This is a genomic window from Kribbella sp. NPDC026611 (genome assembly GCF_040638345.1).
Classification (GTDB): Bacteria; Actinomycetota; Actinomycetes; order Propionibacteriales; family Kribbellaceae; genus Kribbella.
Map to the genome: position 1 here is coordinate 244,957 of NZ_JBEZYC010000004.1, position 13,779 is coordinate 258,735.

General features: G+C 70.3%; 18 protein-coding genes and 1 riboswitch. Of the genes, 13 read left to right on the plus strand and 5 right to left on the minus strand.

Features of this window, described 5'->3' with window-relative positions; genetic code table 11:
• The first annotated feature begins 107 nt into the window (after positions 1 to 107).
• Entirely contained in the window at positions 108 to 794 is a 687-nt protein-coding gene (locus AB0E69_RS18260) for a GntR family transcriptional regulator (RefSeq protein ID WP_360146631.1), read from the plus strand.
• On the opposite strand, the gene AB0E69_RS18265 is transcribed toward AB0E69_RS18260, so the two are convergent.
• Genes AB0E69_RS18265 through AB0E69_RS18275 form a run of 3 tightly spaced genes read right to left on the minus strand, consistent with a single transcriptional unit; the run spans position 763 to position 2,522 of the window.
• Complete coding sequence (locus AB0E69_RS18265; protein WP_360146634.1) at positions 763 to 1,500, minus strand: PIG-L family deacetylase; 738 nt, start codon at positions 1,498 to 1,500, stop codon at positions 763 to 765. The genes AB0E69_RS18260 and AB0E69_RS18265 overlap by 32 nt on opposite strands.
• Positions 1,501 to 1,520: 20 nt before the next feature.
• Entirely contained in the window at positions 1,521 to 1,985 is a 465-nt protein-coding gene (locus tag AB0E69_RS18270; protein ID WP_360146637.1) for a PPOX class F420-dependent oxidoreductase, read from the minus strand.
• Positions 1,986 to 1,994: 9 nt separating this feature from the next.
• On the minus strand, positions 1,995 to 2,522 hold the full coding sequence (locus AB0E69_RS18275; protein WP_360146640.1) for a hypothetical protein: 528 nt from the start codon (positions 2,520 to 2,522) through the stop codon (positions 1,995 to 1,997).
• A gap of 76 nt (positions 2,523 to 2,598) precedes the next feature.
• On the opposite strand from AB0E69_RS18275, the gene AB0E69_RS18280 reads away from it, so the two are divergent.
• From AB0E69_RS18280 to AB0E69_RS18290, 3 genes are all read left to right on the plus strand, one after another.
• Positions 2,599 to 3,519 carry a hypothetical protein gene (locus tag AB0E69_RS18280; RefSeq protein ID WP_360146643.1) on the plus strand — a complete coding sequence of 307 codons (921 nt, stop codon included), beginning with the start codon at positions 2,599 to 2,601 and terminating at the stop codon, positions 3,517 to 3,519.
• A gap of 56 nt (positions 3,520 to 3,575) precedes the next feature.
• Positions 3,576 to 5,129, plus strand: coding sequence for a DNA polymerase Y family protein (locus AB0E69_RS18285; protein ID WP_360146646.1), 1,554 nt, complete (start codon positions 3,576 to 3,578; stop codon positions 5,127 to 5,129).
• A 110-nt stretch (positions 5,130 to 5,239) separates the two neighbouring features.
• Positions 5,240 to 6,004, plus strand: a complete 765-nt coding sequence (locus AB0E69_RS18290; protein ID WP_360146649.1) for a class I SAM-dependent methyltransferase — start codon at positions 5,240 to 5,242, stop codon at positions 6,002 to 6,004.
• Here AB0E69_RS18290 and AB0E69_RS18295 read toward each other — a convergent pair.
• Entirely contained in the window at positions 5,979 to 7,175 is a 1,197-nt protein-coding gene (locus AB0E69_RS18295; RefSeq protein ID WP_360148498.1) for a DUF6596 domain-containing protein, read from the minus strand. The two genes, AB0E69_RS18290 and AB0E69_RS18295, sit on opposite strands and share 26 nt — an antisense overlap.
• Positions 7,175 to 7,543 (minus strand): YciI family protein, encoded by a 369-nt coding sequence (locus AB0E69_RS18300; protein WP_360146652.1) that lies wholly within the window; start codon positions 7,541 to 7,543, stop codon positions 7,175 to 7,177. Before AB0E69_RS18300 ends, AB0E69_RS18295 begins: the two co-directional genes overlap by 1 nt.
• 198 nt (positions 7,544 to 7,741) lie before the next feature.
• Between AB0E69_RS18300 and AB0E69_RS18305 the strand changes: the two genes are divergently transcribed.
• The 9 genes from AB0E69_RS18305 (at position 7,742) to AB0E69_RS18345 (ending at position 13,596) form a co-directional block, all read left to right on the plus strand.
• Positions 7,742 to 8,338 carry a CDP-alcohol phosphatidyltransferase family protein gene (locus tag AB0E69_RS18305; protein ID WP_360146655.1) on the plus strand — a complete coding sequence of 199 codons (597 nt, stop codon included), beginning with the start codon at positions 7,742 to 7,744 and terminating at the stop codon, positions 8,336 to 8,338.
• Positions 8,339 to 8,342: 4 nt separating this feature from the next.
• Positions 8,343 to 9,173, plus strand: coding sequence for a DUF881 domain-containing protein (locus AB0E69_RS18310; protein WP_360146658.1), 831 nt, complete (start codon positions 8,343 to 8,345; stop codon positions 9,171 to 9,173).
• Positions 9,170 to 9,502, plus strand: coding sequence for a small basic family protein (locus AB0E69_RS18315; RefSeq protein ID WP_131352136.1), 333 nt, complete (start codon positions 9,170 to 9,172; stop codon positions 9,500 to 9,502). Before AB0E69_RS18310 ends, AB0E69_RS18315 begins: the two co-directional genes overlap by 4 nt.
• Position 9,503: 1 nt before the next feature.
• Positions 9,504 to 10,394 (plus strand): DUF881 domain-containing protein, encoded by an 891-nt coding sequence (locus AB0E69_RS18320; protein WP_360146662.1) that lies wholly within the window; start codon positions 9,504 to 9,506, stop codon positions 10,392 to 10,394.
• A 39-nt stretch (positions 10,395 to 10,433) separates the two neighbouring features.
• Positions 10,434 to 10,817: a glycine cleavage system protein GcvH gene (gene gcvH / locus AB0E69_RS18325; RefSeq protein ID WP_360146665.1), complete on the plus strand. Its 384-nt coding sequence runs from the start codon at positions 10,434 to 10,436 to the stop codon at positions 10,815 to 10,817.
• Positions 10,818 to 10,964: 147 nt separating this feature from the next.
• The gene (locus tag AB0E69_RS18330; RefSeq protein ID WP_360146668.1) at positions 10,965 to 11,522 is read left to right on the plus strand and encodes an FHA domain-containing protein; all 558 of its coding nucleotides are present in this window, start codon (positions 10,965 to 10,967) and stop codon (positions 11,520 to 11,522) included.
• Positions 11,509 to 12,207, plus strand: coding sequence for a MerR family transcriptional regulator (locus AB0E69_RS18335; protein WP_360146671.1), 699 nt, complete (start codon positions 11,509 to 11,511; stop codon positions 12,205 to 12,207). Before AB0E69_RS18330 ends, AB0E69_RS18335 begins: the two co-directional genes overlap by 14 nt.
• Positions 12,208 to 12,257: 50 nt before the next feature.
• On the plus strand, positions 12,258 to 12,752 hold the full coding sequence (locus AB0E69_RS18340; protein WP_360146674.1) for a bifunctional nuclease family protein: 495 nt from the start codon (positions 12,258 to 12,260) through the stop codon (positions 12,750 to 12,752).
• Positions 12,753 to 13,089: 337 nt separating this feature from the next.
• Positions 13,090 to 13,596 carry a MerR family transcriptional regulator gene (locus AB0E69_RS18345; protein ID WP_360148501.1) on the plus strand — a complete coding sequence of 169 codons (507 nt, stop codon included), beginning with the start codon at positions 13,090 to 13,092 and terminating at the stop codon, positions 13,594 to 13,596.
• An 89-nt stretch (positions 13,597 to 13,685) separates the two neighbouring features.
• Positions 13,686 to 13,774, plus strand: a riboswitch (glycine riboswitch).
• Positions 13,775 to 13,779: the final 5 nt, after the last annotated feature.

Consider the following 13,779-nt stretch of genomic DNA (forward strand, 5'->3'; position numbering starts at 1 on the left):
AATCTTTCGTTTGACGCGCCGAGATGCCCACCCGGCAGCTACGGTTACCTCCCAGAGTTGTATGCAGAGCTTGTCTGCGCGAAGGAGAGAGAGGCAGCCGGCAACCGATGACCCGACGACTCGAGCTCACACCTGGGGGACCGGCCGGCCGTCGTACGCTCGCTGAGGAAGCCGCCGCCGAGCTGCACGAGCTCATCCTGTCCGGCGAGCTGCCCAGCGGTACGGCGCTCCGGCTCGAGGAGCTCGCCAAACGGCTCGACATGAGCCAGATGCCGATCCGCGAGGGGCTGCGCCGGATGGCCGCGCTCGGCCTGGTCGAGATTGTGCCGCACAAGGGCGCCTGGGTCCGTGAGCTGTCGATGGAGGACCTGCGGGACACGCACGCGACCCGCCTCGCGCTGGAGTCGCTCGCCGTACGAGCCGCCGCCACCCGGTTCTCCGAGTCGGACGCGGCGACGGCCCGGGCCGCGCTGGCCGAGCATGTCCGGTTGTCGAAGCTCGGCGACAACATCGCGTCCCGGCAGGCCCATACCGAGTTCCACTTCGCCATCTACCGGGCGGGTGGGTCGCGGTGGCTGCCGCGCGCCATCGAGCCGGTGTGGCAGAACAGCGAGCGGTACCGGTTCGGCTCCCGGCAGACGAAGGCGCGGATCGAGCAGACGCGGCGCGAGCACCAGGCCATCCTGGACGCGTGCGTGGAGCACGACGAGGAGGGGGCCGACGCGGCGCTGCGTCAGCACCTCGAGGGCGCCATGCAGCGGATCACCGAGACGATGGAGCGTCGCTCGCGCTGAGCTCTTCGAACCGGTCTGTCTGCCAGCTGGTGGCGTCGTACACCGCTCTGAGCAGCAAACCGTCGCTGCTGGGGTTGTGGGTCTTGGTCAGCTCTTCGAGCGGCTGGGTGCCCAGGCCCGGGTAGTACTCGTCCATTGCCTGGCGGCGGCGCTGGTCCCGGGTCGTGGTCAGGTCCTCGAGCGGCGTTTCGGGTCCGCAGCCGACCATCCGCCCGGATCCGGGCTGCCCGGCCACGAACTGCTGGAGCAGCTGCTCACCTGCCCGCACATCCTGCGCTCGCAGCCGTGCACCCAACGTGCGACAGTGCACCCGCTCCAGCGCCAGCTGCACTGCCTGCGAGATGGCGATGTGGTCGGGGTGGCCGGTGAGGCCGTCGCTGCCCACGGTGAGCAGCAGCTGCGGCTCTACCGCTAGCACTGCCATTTCGATCTCTTCGGCGATGGTGGCGGGCTCGGCGGCGGCCAGCGTCTGCGGGCCGGCATGGCCGCCGTCGTCGATCCACTGATCCTCTGTGCCGAGCCAGTCCCACTCGTCGATGCCGAGGAGCTCGCAGGAGGCGGTGAGGTGGTCGGCCGCACTGCCGACTCCCGCGGTGGCCACTCGGAGTACGACGTACCAGCCCTGCTCGCTCAGTGCGGAGGTGGCGGCGCCGGTCGCGAACACCTCGTCGTCCGGGTGCGCATGGACGACCAGCGCCGTCCGCATGAGAGCGTGGCTCCCAGTCCCTAGTCCGCCAGCCTGGCCGGGAAGCCGCCGGTTGCGACCGGGCTCCAGCGCTCGGGGGTGATGCGGATCAGGCACTTGCCCTGGGTGCGCATGGCCTCGCGGTACTCGTCCCAGTCGGGGTGCTCGCCGGAGATCGAGCGGTAGTAGTCGACGAGTGGCTCAACGGCGTCCGGTAGCTCGATGACCTCACCTGCACCGTCCACCTGGGTCCATGCACCGTTCCAGTCGTCGGAGAGGACGAGCACACTGGCCCGGCCGGTCCGCTTCACGTTGGTGCTCTTGGCCCGCTCCGGGTACGACGAGATGACGATCCGGCCCTGCTCGTCCACCCCACCCGACACCGGCGACGCCTGCGGCGAGCCGTCCGCCCGCGTGGTGATCAACAACATGTGATGACGCGGCCGCACAAACTCCAGCAGCCCCTCAAGATCGACCTTGGTATTGGTGGCAATAGTCCTCGGCATACCACCACCCTATTTCAGGTCGTCAGGGGTGATGAGGCGCTCCAGTTGGTCGTCGGTGAGCTGGTTGATCAGGTCCTTCATCCGCTGGGCTTGCGGGGTGGTGGGGAGGGCGCCGTCGAGGAGGTCGGGAAGGAGGAGTTCGTAGCCGGCTCTGGCGCGCGGGGAGTAGCGGTTCCTGGTCCGGGCGACGGCGGAGGAGACTCGGAGGGCGTGCTCGTTGCCTGGCGGGACCTGCGGGCGGTCGACCTCCTGCGCGGCGAAGCGGAACCCGTTGGCGCGGTCACAGCTCGCGCACCCGGCGTCACCGGCGCCGAGGCTCTTGCCGCAGTCTTCGCAGGTCAGCTGCTTGAGCGCTCCGTCCACGACGCGCCAGCCGAACTCGGACGTGTCCTGCAGGACGAGCTCGGCCAGTTCGGTGGCTTCCGGCGTACCGGGAGTGACTCCGGACTCGCCGCAGAATCTGTCCCAGGCGTCGTCGATACTGTCCTCGACCTGCCGCAGCGCGTCCCTGAACCGAGTGTCCTCGACGCGTCGCATGCCCGCGACTTTAACCGGCCGCGGGGGTGTGGACGACCGGATTGACATGTTCGAACAGGTGTTCGAACATGGGGTTATGACGGGGAGCACGACGGTGGCGTCGAAGGTGGCGTCGAAGGTGACAGCGCTGGATCAGGCGCGGCTGCTTCTCGCCCAGGCCAAAGCCCTGAAAGAGAGCTCTGCCGCCCCGGCCGCTCCGCCTGCTCCGGCTGACCCTCGTCCTGAGCAGTTGGCGACGGTGACGAGCTTTGATCCGGATGCACACCTCGGGGACGCGGTGGAGGCGCCCGAGCAGGTGGTTCGGCTTGCTGCGGTGGAGGGGGTTACTCGGGTTCCGTCGGTGGCTCGGGTGCAGCAGGCGTTGGACACGGCCGGGGTGGATCGGGAGCTGCCGACCTTGCCGGCGGTTTCCGAGTTGCTGGGTGGCGCGAGCTTGCGGGGCGGGTCGGCGTACTCCGTGCGCGGCAGCGCCGCCCTGGTGATGGCGCTGATGGCCGGTCCGTCCGCCGAGGGGGCGTGGTGCGGGGTGGTCGGGGTGCCCTCGTTCGGGGCGGAGGCGGCGCGCGGGCTCGGCGTCGACCTCGAGCGTCTCGTGCTCGTGCCGGACCCCGGCCACGACTGGCTCAACGTCGTCGCCGCGCTGGTCGATGCACTGACCGTGGTGGTCGTCCGCCCACCCGGTGAGGTGACACCAGGCGAGGCGTCCCGGCTCGCCGCACGGCTCCGGACCCGCGGCGCGATGCTGGTGGCGGTCGGCTCCTGGCCGGGCAGCGAGGCCCGGTTCGAGGTGGAGAGCAGCACCTGGACCGGTCTCGGCGACGGCGAAGGTCTCCTCACCGCCCGCCAGGCCACGATCACCGTCACCGGCCGCCGCGCCGCCACCAACCACCGCCACCACCTCTGGCTCCCAGCCCCCGACGGCACCATCCACCCCACCGAACCAGCCACCTCCTCCTGGCACGAGGAATGGCCCGCACAGATCGGTGCCGCAGTCTGATGAGTACCGGCAGCGCGGCAAACGGTTCTGGGCGGGGGCTTGTCCGGACAGTGGTTGTGTGGGTTCCGGACTGGCCGGTGGTGGCGGCCGGGCGGGGAGTGGGGGAGCCGGTGGCGGTGCTGGAGAAGGGGAAGGTGCTGGCCACGTCGGCGGCTGCGCGGGCCGAGGGGGTGCGACGCGGGCAGCGGGCCCGGGACGCGCAGTCCCGGTGCCCGGAGCTGGTGGTGCTGAAGTACGACCCGGTGCTCGACGCGCGGGCGTTCGACCCGGTGATCGCGTGCCTGGAGGCGATCATCCCCGGCGTCCAGGTGATCCGCCCGGGCATGTGCGCGTTGAAGGCCCGCGGTCCGGCCCGGTTCTACGGGAGCGAGGAGCTGGCGGCGGAGAAGCTGCTGGACCGGCTGGAGACGTTCGACATACCGGGCAGCCGGGTGGGGATCGCCGACGGCCCGTTCGCCGCCGAGCAGGCCGCCCGGGGCAGCTCCGCGGAGACCCGGATCCAGGTGGTGCCGCCGGGCGGCTCCCCGGAGTACCTCGCCCCGCTGAGCGTCGACGTACTCGAGCAACCCGTGCTCACCGACCTGCTCCGCCGGCTCGGCCTGCGGTCGCTCGGTGCGTTCGCCCAGCTGTCCCGGACCGAGGTGCTCAGCCGGTTCGGCCCCGACGGCGCCTTCGCCCACCGGCTCGCCTGCGGGTACGACGACCGCGCAGTCGTCGGCCGGGAGATCCCGCCGGAGCTCGTCCGCACGCTCGACTTCGAACCGTCCGTGGACCGCGTCGACCAGGTCGCGTTCGCGGTCCGCACGGTCGCCGACGAACTGATCGCCCGGCTGACCGAGCTCGGCGTGGTCTGTACGACGCTCCGGGTCGAGATCGGCACCGAGTCCGGACGGATCCACGAGCGGGAGTGGCTGCACCCGCGCTGGTTCACCCCGGCCGACGTGGTGGACCGGGTCCGCTGGCAGCTGCAGGGGAGCGGTACGGCGACCAGCGAGCTGACCTCACCCGTCGTCCGGATCCGGCTGATCCCCGACCAGGTGGACCCGGTCGGTGAGCACGTCGACGGGTTGTGGGGCGGCGGACCGGACGAGCGGATCCACCGGGCACTGTCGCGGGTGCAGAGCATGCTCGGTCACGGCGCGGTCCTGTCGGTGGTGATCGGCGGCGGGCGCGGGTTCGCCGAGCGGCAGACGCTGGTCCCGTGGGGCGACCCGCCGGTGCCGGCCCGCGACCCGGACCAGCCGTGGCCCGGGGCGATCACCGGCGCGGACCCGCAGCGCTGGCCGACGCTCGCGCCCACCACGATCTTCCCGGAACCGCTGGCGGCGGAGGTGTTCGCGGCAGACGGCTCCGAGGTCTCGGTCACCGCGCGGGGCGAGCTCTCCGGCGCTCCGGCCGCCTTCCGGCTGGCCCCCGCCCCACAAGTTGCCGACAGCAACAAGCTGCACCCGGTCATCGCCTGGGCCGGCCCCTGGCTCAGCACCGAACGCTGGTGGGACCCCGCCACCGAGTCCCGCCAGGCCCGCTTCCAGTTCCAGACCGCCGACACCCGAGCCTGGCTCTTCACCCTCCACCGAACCACCTGGCAGGCCCAAGCCACCTACGACTGACCCGGGCCTCGGGGCTCATGCACAACGTCCGAAGTACCGGCCCGGGTTCCGGTGTAGGCCGGTGGCAGAAATGGCCGGGTTGCGGGGAAGTGCGCGGCTACGCTGCCCGCATGACTGAACTTGCGGCGTCGTTCCAGCAGGAGAAAGTTGCCGAGGCCTACCAGCACCGCCCGCCGTACCCGGACGAGGTCTTCGACCGGCTGATCGGCCTCATCACCGACGAGCCGCGCCGCGTCCTCGACATCGGCGCCGGCGAAGGCGCGCTCACCCGCCCGCTGGCCCCGCGCGTCGAGCACATCGACGCGATCGACTTCTCCGCGCCGATGATCGAGGCCGGCAAGCAGCGGCCCGGCGGCGACCACCCGAACATCTCCTGGCAGGTCAGCAGCATCGAGACCGCGGACCTCAACGGCCCGTACGCCCTGGTCACCGCCGGCGCCAGCATCCACTGGATGCCCTGGGCGGAGACCTTCGCCCGGATCGTCCCGCACCTCACCCCGAACGCGCAGCTGGTCGTCATCGAGCACGGGCCGGTCGACATGCCGTGGTGGGACGACCTGGTCAAGGTCATCCAGCGCCACTCGCGCAAGCAGAACCACGACCCGAAGTACAACGTCAGCGAAGCGATCCGCGACCAGGGCCTGCTCGACCTGAACGGCACGGTGCGGACGACACCGGTCACGTACCACCAGCGGGTCGCCGACTACATCGAGCAGTTCCACTCGACGTCGAGCCTGGCCCGCGACCTGATGTCAGCCGAGGAAGCCGCGGACTTCGACACGGGCGTCGAAGCCGCCGTACGCCCGTACACCAAGGACGGCTTCATCGAGCTCACCATCCAGGCCGAGCTCACCTGGGGCCGGCCGACAATCTAGACGCGCGGTCCTGCAGATAACGCTGTTCCGGGATGCTCTGGGTCAGCCGCGCCGCGAGCTCGTACGCCTGCCGCGCGGCCGGCTCATCACCCGACAGCTCGAGCAGATGGGCCCGCACCGCCGCCACCCGATGGTGATCGGCCAACGCGGGATCGACCGCGTCGAGCTGCGACAACCCGGCCGCCGGCCCGTGCACCATCGCCACCGCGACGATGCGATTCAGCGTCACCATCGGCCCGGGCGCCGTCGTCTCCAGCAGTTCGTAGAGCATCAGGATCTCGCGCCACTCCGTCTCCTCGGCCCGCGCGGCCGAGTCGTGTACGGCGGCAATCGCGGCCTGCAGCTGATACGCACCGATCGGCGCGGTCCGCAGCGTCGACGCGATCAACTCGGTGCCCTCGGCAATCGCCGCCGCGTCCCACAAGGCCCGGTCCTGCTCCGGCAACGGCACCAGAGAGCCGTCCGGCGTCGTCCGCGCCGGCCGCCGCGCATCCGTCAGCAGCATCAACGCCAGCAACCCGGCTACCTCACCGTCGTCAGGTAGCAACGCGTGCAGCTGCCGCGTCAGCCGGATCGCCTCCGCGCTCAGCTCGACCCGGTGCAACGACGCACCCGACGACGCTGTGTAGCCCTCGTTGAAGATGAGATACAGCACATGCAGTACGGCGACCAGCCGCTCCGGCTGCTCCGACGCCGGCGGCAACGCGAACCGGGCACCCTTCAACTTGGCCTTCGCCCGGCTGATCCGTTGCCCGATCGTTGCCTCAGGCACCAGAAATGCCCGGGCGATCTCACCGGTCGTCAACCCGCCGACCGCACGCAGCGTGAGCGCGACCTGCGACTGCGCCGTCAGCTCCGGGTGGCAGCACAGCATCAGCAACGTCAGCGAGTCGTCGTCGGATGCACCCGGTTCGGGCGGAGCCCACGCGGCAACAGTCTCCTCTCGCCGCGCCCGGGCCACCTCGTTCCGCAGTACTTCGATCCGCCGCCGAGAGGCGACCGTGATCAGCCAGCCCCGCGGGTTGTCCGGCACCCCCTCGCCAGGCCACTGCAGCGACGCCGCGAGCAGCGCCTCCTGTACGGCGTCCTCGCACGCGTCGAAGTCGCCGTACCGGCGGACCAGCGCGGCCAGCACCTGCGGCGCCTGCTCCCGTAGCAGCTCCTCGAGGATCAAGCGAAGGCACCGAGGTCGCGGACCGGACGCACCTCGACCACGCTGAACGGCGCCTCCGGGATCTGCGCCACGATCTCCACCGCGCGATCCATGGACTCGCAGTCCAGCAGGTAGAACCCGGCCAGCTGCTCCTTGACCTCGGCGAACGGCCCGTCCGTCGTCAGCGGGCGGCCGTCGCGGACCTGCACCTGCTTGGTCAGCGCGGGATCGTCCAGCGACTCCGAGGCGACGAGCTCGTCCTGGACCGCCAGCGCCTCGCGCAGGGCGGCGTACCCCGCCATCCCTTCCTTCTTCTGCTCGTCCGTCATCGCGTCCCACACCGCCCGCGACTCCGGGTTGCCGTAGATCAGCACCAGAAACCTCATCGAACACCTCCCAGCTCAAGCATCACCCTTGCGTATCGATCGGGTCACCGGTTGGCAGCGGGCATAGCAGGAACCCGGAACAGGCGTTCAGGTATTCACGGGAAGCCGGGGCATGCCCTGGTGTGGCCGGGCACCGGTCCGTCGGTGCGCCCAAGTACAGTTACGACCGGAATCAGGGTGGAGAGAGGGAGGGGTCGCGTGCCGGACGTCGAAGTGTCCGACCGGGTGTGGACGATCCCGAACGCGCTCAGCCTGCTCCGGTTGCTGGGTGTGCCACTGTTCCTCTGGCTGGTCCTCGGCCCGCAGGAGGACGGTTGGGCCCTGCTGGTGCTGGCCGTCTCCGGCTTCACCGACTGGGCCGACGGCCAGATCGCCCGGCGGATGAACCAGACCTCCCGGCTCGGCCAGATGCTCGACCCGGTCGCCGACCGGCTGTACATCTTCGCCACCGTCCTCGGCCTCGCGTTGCGCGACATCATCCCGTGGTGGCTGGCGATCGCGCTGCCGTTGCGGGACGTGCTGCTGACGCTGACCCTGCCGGCGCTGCACCGCCGCGGCTTCAACGCGCTGCCGGTGCACTTCCTCGGCAAGTCCGCCACGTTCTGCCTGCTCTACGCGTTCCCGTTGCTGCTGCTCGGCGACGGCGACACCACGCTCAACCTGCTCGCCCGCGTGTTCGGCTGGGCGTTCGCGATCTGGGGAACCGGTCTGTACTACTGGGCCGGCGCGCTGTACTTCGCCCAGCTCCGCCACCTGATCCAGACGGTGAAGCCGATCAAGGACACGGCCGGGTAGAGCGGTGACGCAACAGGCTCCAGACAAGCCGCGCCGGGTCGACGCGTCGATGTCGCTGCTGAACAACCTGATGGCCCACCCGATCGACGAGGGGTACGCCGTCGCCGCCCGGACGCGCCCGCAGCAGTCCGCCCGCTCGCGGCACCGCATCATGCTCGTCGTCGCTACCGTCGTGCTCGGCTTCCTGCTCGCGATCGCCGCCTCGCAGAACTACCGCAGCGCCCCCGAGGCGGAGAAGCAGCGCAAGGAGCTGATCACCCGCATCAACCAGGCCAACACCGGGCTGAACAACATGCGCACCAAACAGTCCCAGCTGGCCGACGAGGTACGGCGGTTGCAGGCGAGCGGGCTCAGCAACGACACGAACGGCGCGGCGCTGCAGCAGAAGCTGGACGACCTCGAGCTGCGGACCGGCGCCATCTCGGTGACCGGGCCCGGACTGAAGGCGGTGATCGACGACGCGAAGGACGCCGACGCCAAGGAGGGCCGGCTGCTCGACGTCGACCTGCAGCAGCTCGTCAACGGCCTGTGGACGTCCGGGGCGGAGGCGGTCGCGGTGAACGGTCACCGCATCACCTCACTGACCGCGATCCGTGGCGCGGGCAGCGCGATCACGGTCGACTACAGCTCGCTGACCCCGCCGTACACGGTGCTCGCGATCGGTGACACCGCGACCATGCCGGCCCGGTTCGCGCAGAGCTCGGGCGGCCAGTGGGTGCAGTACCTGGTCAGCAACTTCGATGTCCGGATGACGATCACGACGGAGGATTCCTTGCTGGTGCCGGCCGATGCCACCATCGCGCTGCGATACGCGAAGGTAGGTGGCTCGAAGTGATCGCCGTCCTCGGCCTGGTGATCGGAGTCGTGATCGGCCTGCTGGTCGCGCCCGACGTACCGGAGTGGGCCCAGCCGTACCTCCCGATCGCCGTGGTCGCCGCGCTGGACGCGGTCTTCGGCGCGCTCCGGGCGTTCCTGGACGGGATCTTCGACGACAAGGTGTTCGTCGTCTCGTTCGTGTCGAACGTGCTGATCGCGGCGCTGATCGTGTACCTCGGCGACCAGCTCGGCGTCGGTTCGCAGCTGTCCACCGGCGTCGTGGTCGTGCTCGGCATCCGCATCTTCACCAACATGGCCGCCATCCGCCGGCACATCTTCCGGGCCTGACATGAGCGACGACAAGCCGACCGCCGGCCCGCCCCCGGACCCGACGCCCAACCGGACGCCGGATCCGGCCCCGGGCGGCCCGACCCAGCCTGCCATCCCGACCCAGCCCGCCGGCCCGACGCAGCCCGCCGTACCGACGCCGATGCCCAAGCCCAGGATCCCCAACCTGGCGCTGCGCCGGCTGCGGTCCGGTTTCAAGCCGTCCCGCGGCCAGGCGATCGTGGCCGTCGTCCTCGCGCTGGTCGCCTGCATGGCCGTCGTCCAGGTCCGGGTGAACCGGGCCGACGACGGCTACCAGAACGCCCGCCGCGAGGACCTGATCGCGATCCTGGACGGCCTCGGGCAGAACACTCGCCGGCTGGAGAGCGAGATCGCCGAGCTGGAGGAGCGGAAGAACTCGCTGTCCTCCAGCGCGGACAAGGCCCAGACCGCCCGCGAGCAGGCCGAGGCCCAGGTCCGCACGCTCGGCATCCTGGCCGGCACGCTGCCCGCGGTCGGCCCGGGCGTCCGGATCACGCTGAACGACCCGGAGGGCAAGATGACGTCCAGCAACCTGCTGGACGCGATCGAGGAGCTCCGCGACGCCGGTGCCGAGGCGATCCAGATCAACGGGGCCGCCCGGGTGGTCGCCAGTACCGACTTCACCGACGACGCCCCCGGGATCCGGGTCGACGGCGTGAAGGTGAACTCGCCGTACACCATCGAGGCGATCGGCGAGTCGCACAACCTGGCCGAGGCGGCCAACTTCCCCGGCGGCCTGATCAGCGAGGTGACCGGTCCACAGGTGGGTGGCACGGCCGAGGTGACCGAGCTCGACTCCGTGTCCGTCACTGCCTTGCACGCGCCGGAGGAGCATCGTTACGCTCGCCCGGCCCCCAGCCCGACCAAGTAGCTGTCCCTGTAGCTGTCTCTGAGTGAAAGAGGATTGACGGTGTACCCCGAAGACCTGAAGTACACGGCCGAGCACGAGTGGGTGAAGGCCGGCGAAGAGGGCCCGGTGCGGGTCGGCATCACCGACTTCGCCCAGGACCAGCTCGGCGACATCGTCTACGTGCAGCTGCCGGACGTCGGCAGCAAGGTGCGCGCCGGCGACGCCTGTGGCGAGCTGGAGTCGACCAAGAGCGTCAGCGACCTGTTCGCGCCGCTGAACGGCACCGTGACCGCCGTGAACGAGGCGCTCGCGGACCAGCCCGACCTGGTCAACAGCGACCCGTACGGCGAGGGCTGGCTGCTCGACATCGAGATCGAGGACGCCGCCGAGATCGACGCGCTGATGGACGCCGAGACCTACCAGGGCCAGCTCGACCAGAGCTGAGCTCGGTGTACTGCGTCCAGGGCTTGGACCGTCCTGATAGCGTTACCGGACCTCAACCGCTGGTCGAGGGTTGAGGTCACGTCCACACTTGTTAACACGGGGTCTACGAAACGTCGCCGGACCGCCGGCGATCGGGAGGATCACAGCATGCCGTTCTGCAACCAGTGCGGGCACGAGAACTCCGAGGGCAGCCGGTTCTGCTCGCAGTGCGGAGCGATGCTGCCTGGCGCGGACCGCCCGGCGGCAGCCCCGGCGACCCCCTCGACCCCCTCGACACCGCCTGCGGGCACGCCGGGCGTCACCGACACCGCGATGCTCACCCCGATCGGGATCGAGCCGGAGCCGGCCGGGACCGGCGAGCCGCTCTCGGCCGACGACGAGGCCGCGGTCGGCGCACTGCCGGCCGGATCCGCGCTGCTGATCGTCCAGCGCGGCCCGAACGCGGGCAGCCGGTTCCTGCTCGACGTCGACGTGGTCACCGCCGGCCGGCACCCGGACAGCGACATCTTCCTGGACGACGTCACGGTCTCCCGCCGGCACGCGGAGTTCCGCCGGGACCTGTCCGGCGTCAAGGTCCGCGACGTGGGCAGCCTGAACGGCACGTACGTGAACCGCGACCGGATCGACGAGGTCCTGCTGAACAACGGCGACGAGGTCCAGATCGGCAAGTACCGGCTGGTGTACTACGCCAGTGGCCAAGCCTGAGCCAGCTGCCGACACTCCCGGTGCAGGTCGTGGCATCGGGGAGGTGCTGCAGCTGCTCCAGGACGAGTTCGCCGACGTCACGATCTCGAAGATCCGGTTCCTCGAGGCCGAGGGACTGGTGACGCCGGCCCGGACCGCCTCGGGCTACCGCAAGTTCAGCGCCGCGGACGTCGAGCGGCTGCGGTACGTGCTGACCGTGCAACGCGACCAGTACCTGCCACTGAAAGTGATCAAGGAACACCTCGGTGCGATCGACCGCGGTCTCCGTCCGGCGGCCGCAGGTCCGCCGGTCGCGCCGAGCTCGTTGCCGCAGACCCCCGGTCAGCCGGTCGCCGAGGATTTCGGTGCCTCGGGCACCGAGCTGCGGCTGACCCGGACCGAGCTGCTGGCCGCCGCCGACGTACAGCCCGAGTTCCTTCGTGAGCTGGAGACACATGGCCTCGTGGTGGCCAACGGCAACCACTACGGCGGGGACGCGATCGTCGTCGCACAGGTCGCGGCCGAGCTGGCGGCGTACGGCATCGAGCCGCGCCACCTGCGGGCGTTCCGTACGGCGGCAGACCGGGAGGTTGGCCTGATCGAGCAGGTCACCGGGCCACGCCGGACCGGTCAGACCGAGGAGCTCGCCGCGCTGACCGTCCGGTTGCACACGGCACTCGTCCGGGCCCGCCTGCCGCAGGCTTAGCGGCACCCCGCGGCACCGCTGATGAGTTGACTGCGGAGTAGGCTTGAGGTGTGCGCGAAGTCGACGTGGTCGGAGTCCGGGTGGAGATGCCCTCGAGTCAGCCGATCGTGCTGCTGAGAGAGGTCGGTGGGGAGCGGTACCTGCCGATCTGGATCGGTGCGGCCGAGGCCAGCGCGATCGCGTTCGCCCAGCAGGGCATGGAGCCGCCGCGGCCGCTGACCCACGACCTGTTCGCGGAGACCATCCGCGTGCTGGGGCACACGCTCAGCCAGGTCCGGATCGTGAACCTCACCGACGGGGTGTTCGAGGCGATCCTGGTGTTCGACGACAAGACCGAGATCTCGGCCCGCCCGTCGGACTCGATCGCCCTCGCGCTGCGGACCGGGACCCCGGTGTTCTGCGCCGAGGAGATCCTGGCCGAGGCCGGCATCCCGGTCCCCGACAGCGAGACCGGCGCCACCGACGAGGTCGAGGAAGAAGAGGAAGTCGAGCGCTTCCGGGAGTTCCTCGACCAGGTGACGCCGGAAGACTTCGACAAGAGCTGACCGAGGCCCTGAGTCAAGCCTGACCCGCCGATTTGCCCAGCGTGGTACAAGAGCGGGTAGGTAACGATTCGTGCTGCGGTCGCGACACGCTTCCGGCTCGGTGCGGTTGTCGTTGACCCGGTTCGGGCGGCGGCTTACCGTGAAGGAGTCGTGGGGTGCTGTCACTCCACGGAGATGGCTCGTTCCAGTCGGTATCCAGGGAGGCTCAGGCGTGACACGCACCGGCGACACGGATCTGACGGCGCAGTCGACGTCCGAAGCACACGCCGAGGCTGTGGCGGCTGCCAAGGCAACCGCCGGCGTCCAGGGCCTGCTGTTCGACGACGACCTGCGGCCGATGCCGGAGGACGTCGGGTTCCGGGGCCCGACCGCGTGTGCCGCGGCCGGGATCACGTACCGGCAGCTCGACTACTGGGCCCGCACCGGCCTGGTCTCCCCGTCTGTCCGCCCGGCGACCGGCTCCGGCACCCAGCGGCTGTACGGGTTCCGCGACGTGCTGTTGCTGAAGGTGATCAAGCGGCTGCTGGACGCGGGCATCTCGCTGCAGCAGATCCGGACCGCGATCGCGCACCTGAGCAAGCGCGGCTTCGACGACCTGACCCAGATCACGCTGATGTCCGACGGCGCCTCGGTGTACATGTGCACCTCGCCGGACGAGGTCATCGACCTGCTGGCCGGCGGCCAGGGCGTGTTCGGGATCGCGCTCGGCGGTGTCTGGCGCGAGGTCGAGGGCTCGCTGTCCGAGCTCCCGAAGGAGCGCGCCGACGGTCACGGTGAGTCCGACGGCGAGGACCACGCGAACGACGAGCTCGCGGCCCGTCGCCGCGCGCGCATGACGGGCTGACCCAGTCTTCTTCCGTGCTCCGCTGTACGACGTACAGCGGATGCTGCCCGAACTGCTCGGAGATTCCTGGTAGCCTCGACGTCAGCCGTACACCGCACTCGGGAGAGACCCGTTCACCGGGCGCCGAAGGGGCAATTCCTCCCCGGAACCTCTCAGGCCCACGGACCGAGCGTGACAGGCGAC

Bases quoted from the DNA above. Each gene is read 5' to 3' on its own strand.
- AB0E69_RS18260 (WP_360146631.1), top strand. From the start codon at position 108: ATGACCCGACGACTCGAGCTCACACCTGGGGGACCGGCCGGCCGTCGT.
- AB0E69_RS18290 (WP_360146649.1), top strand. From the start codon at position 5,240: ATGACTGAACTTGCGGCGTCGTTCCAGCAGGAGAAAGTTGCCGAGGCC.
- AB0E69_RS18330 (WP_360146668.1), top strand. From the start codon at position 10,965: ATGCCGTTCTGCAACCAGTGCGGGCACGAGAACTCCGAGGGCAGCCGG.
- AB0E69_RS18345 (WP_360148501.1), top strand. From the start codon at position 13,090: ATGCCGGAGGACGTCGGGTTCCGGGGCCCGACCGCGTGTGCCGCGGCC.
- AB0E69_RS18270 (WP_360146637.1), bottom strand. From the start codon at position 1,985: ATGCCGAGGACTATTGCCACCAATACCAAGGTCGATCTTGAGGGGCTG.
- AB0E69_RS18265 (WP_360146634.1), bottom strand. From the start codon at position 1,500: ATGCGGACGGCGCTGGTCGTCCATGCGCACCCGGACGACGAGGTGTTC.
- AB0E69_RS18275 (WP_360146640.1), bottom strand. From the start codon at position 2,522: ATGCGACGCGTCGAGGACACTCGGTTCAGGGACGCGCTGCGGCAGGTC.
- AB0E69_RS18300 (WP_360146652.1), bottom strand. From the start codon at position 7,543: ATGAGGTTTCTGGTGCTGATCTACGGCAACCCGGAGTCGCGGGCGGTG.
- AB0E69_RS18280 (WP_360146643.1), top strand. From the start codon at position 2,599: ATGACGGGGAGCACGACGGTGGCGTCGAAGGTGGCGTCGAAGGTGACA.
- AB0E69_RS18320 (WP_360146662.1), top strand. From the start codon at position 9,504: ATGAGCGACGACAAGCCGACCGCCGGCCCGCCCCCGGACCCGACGCCC.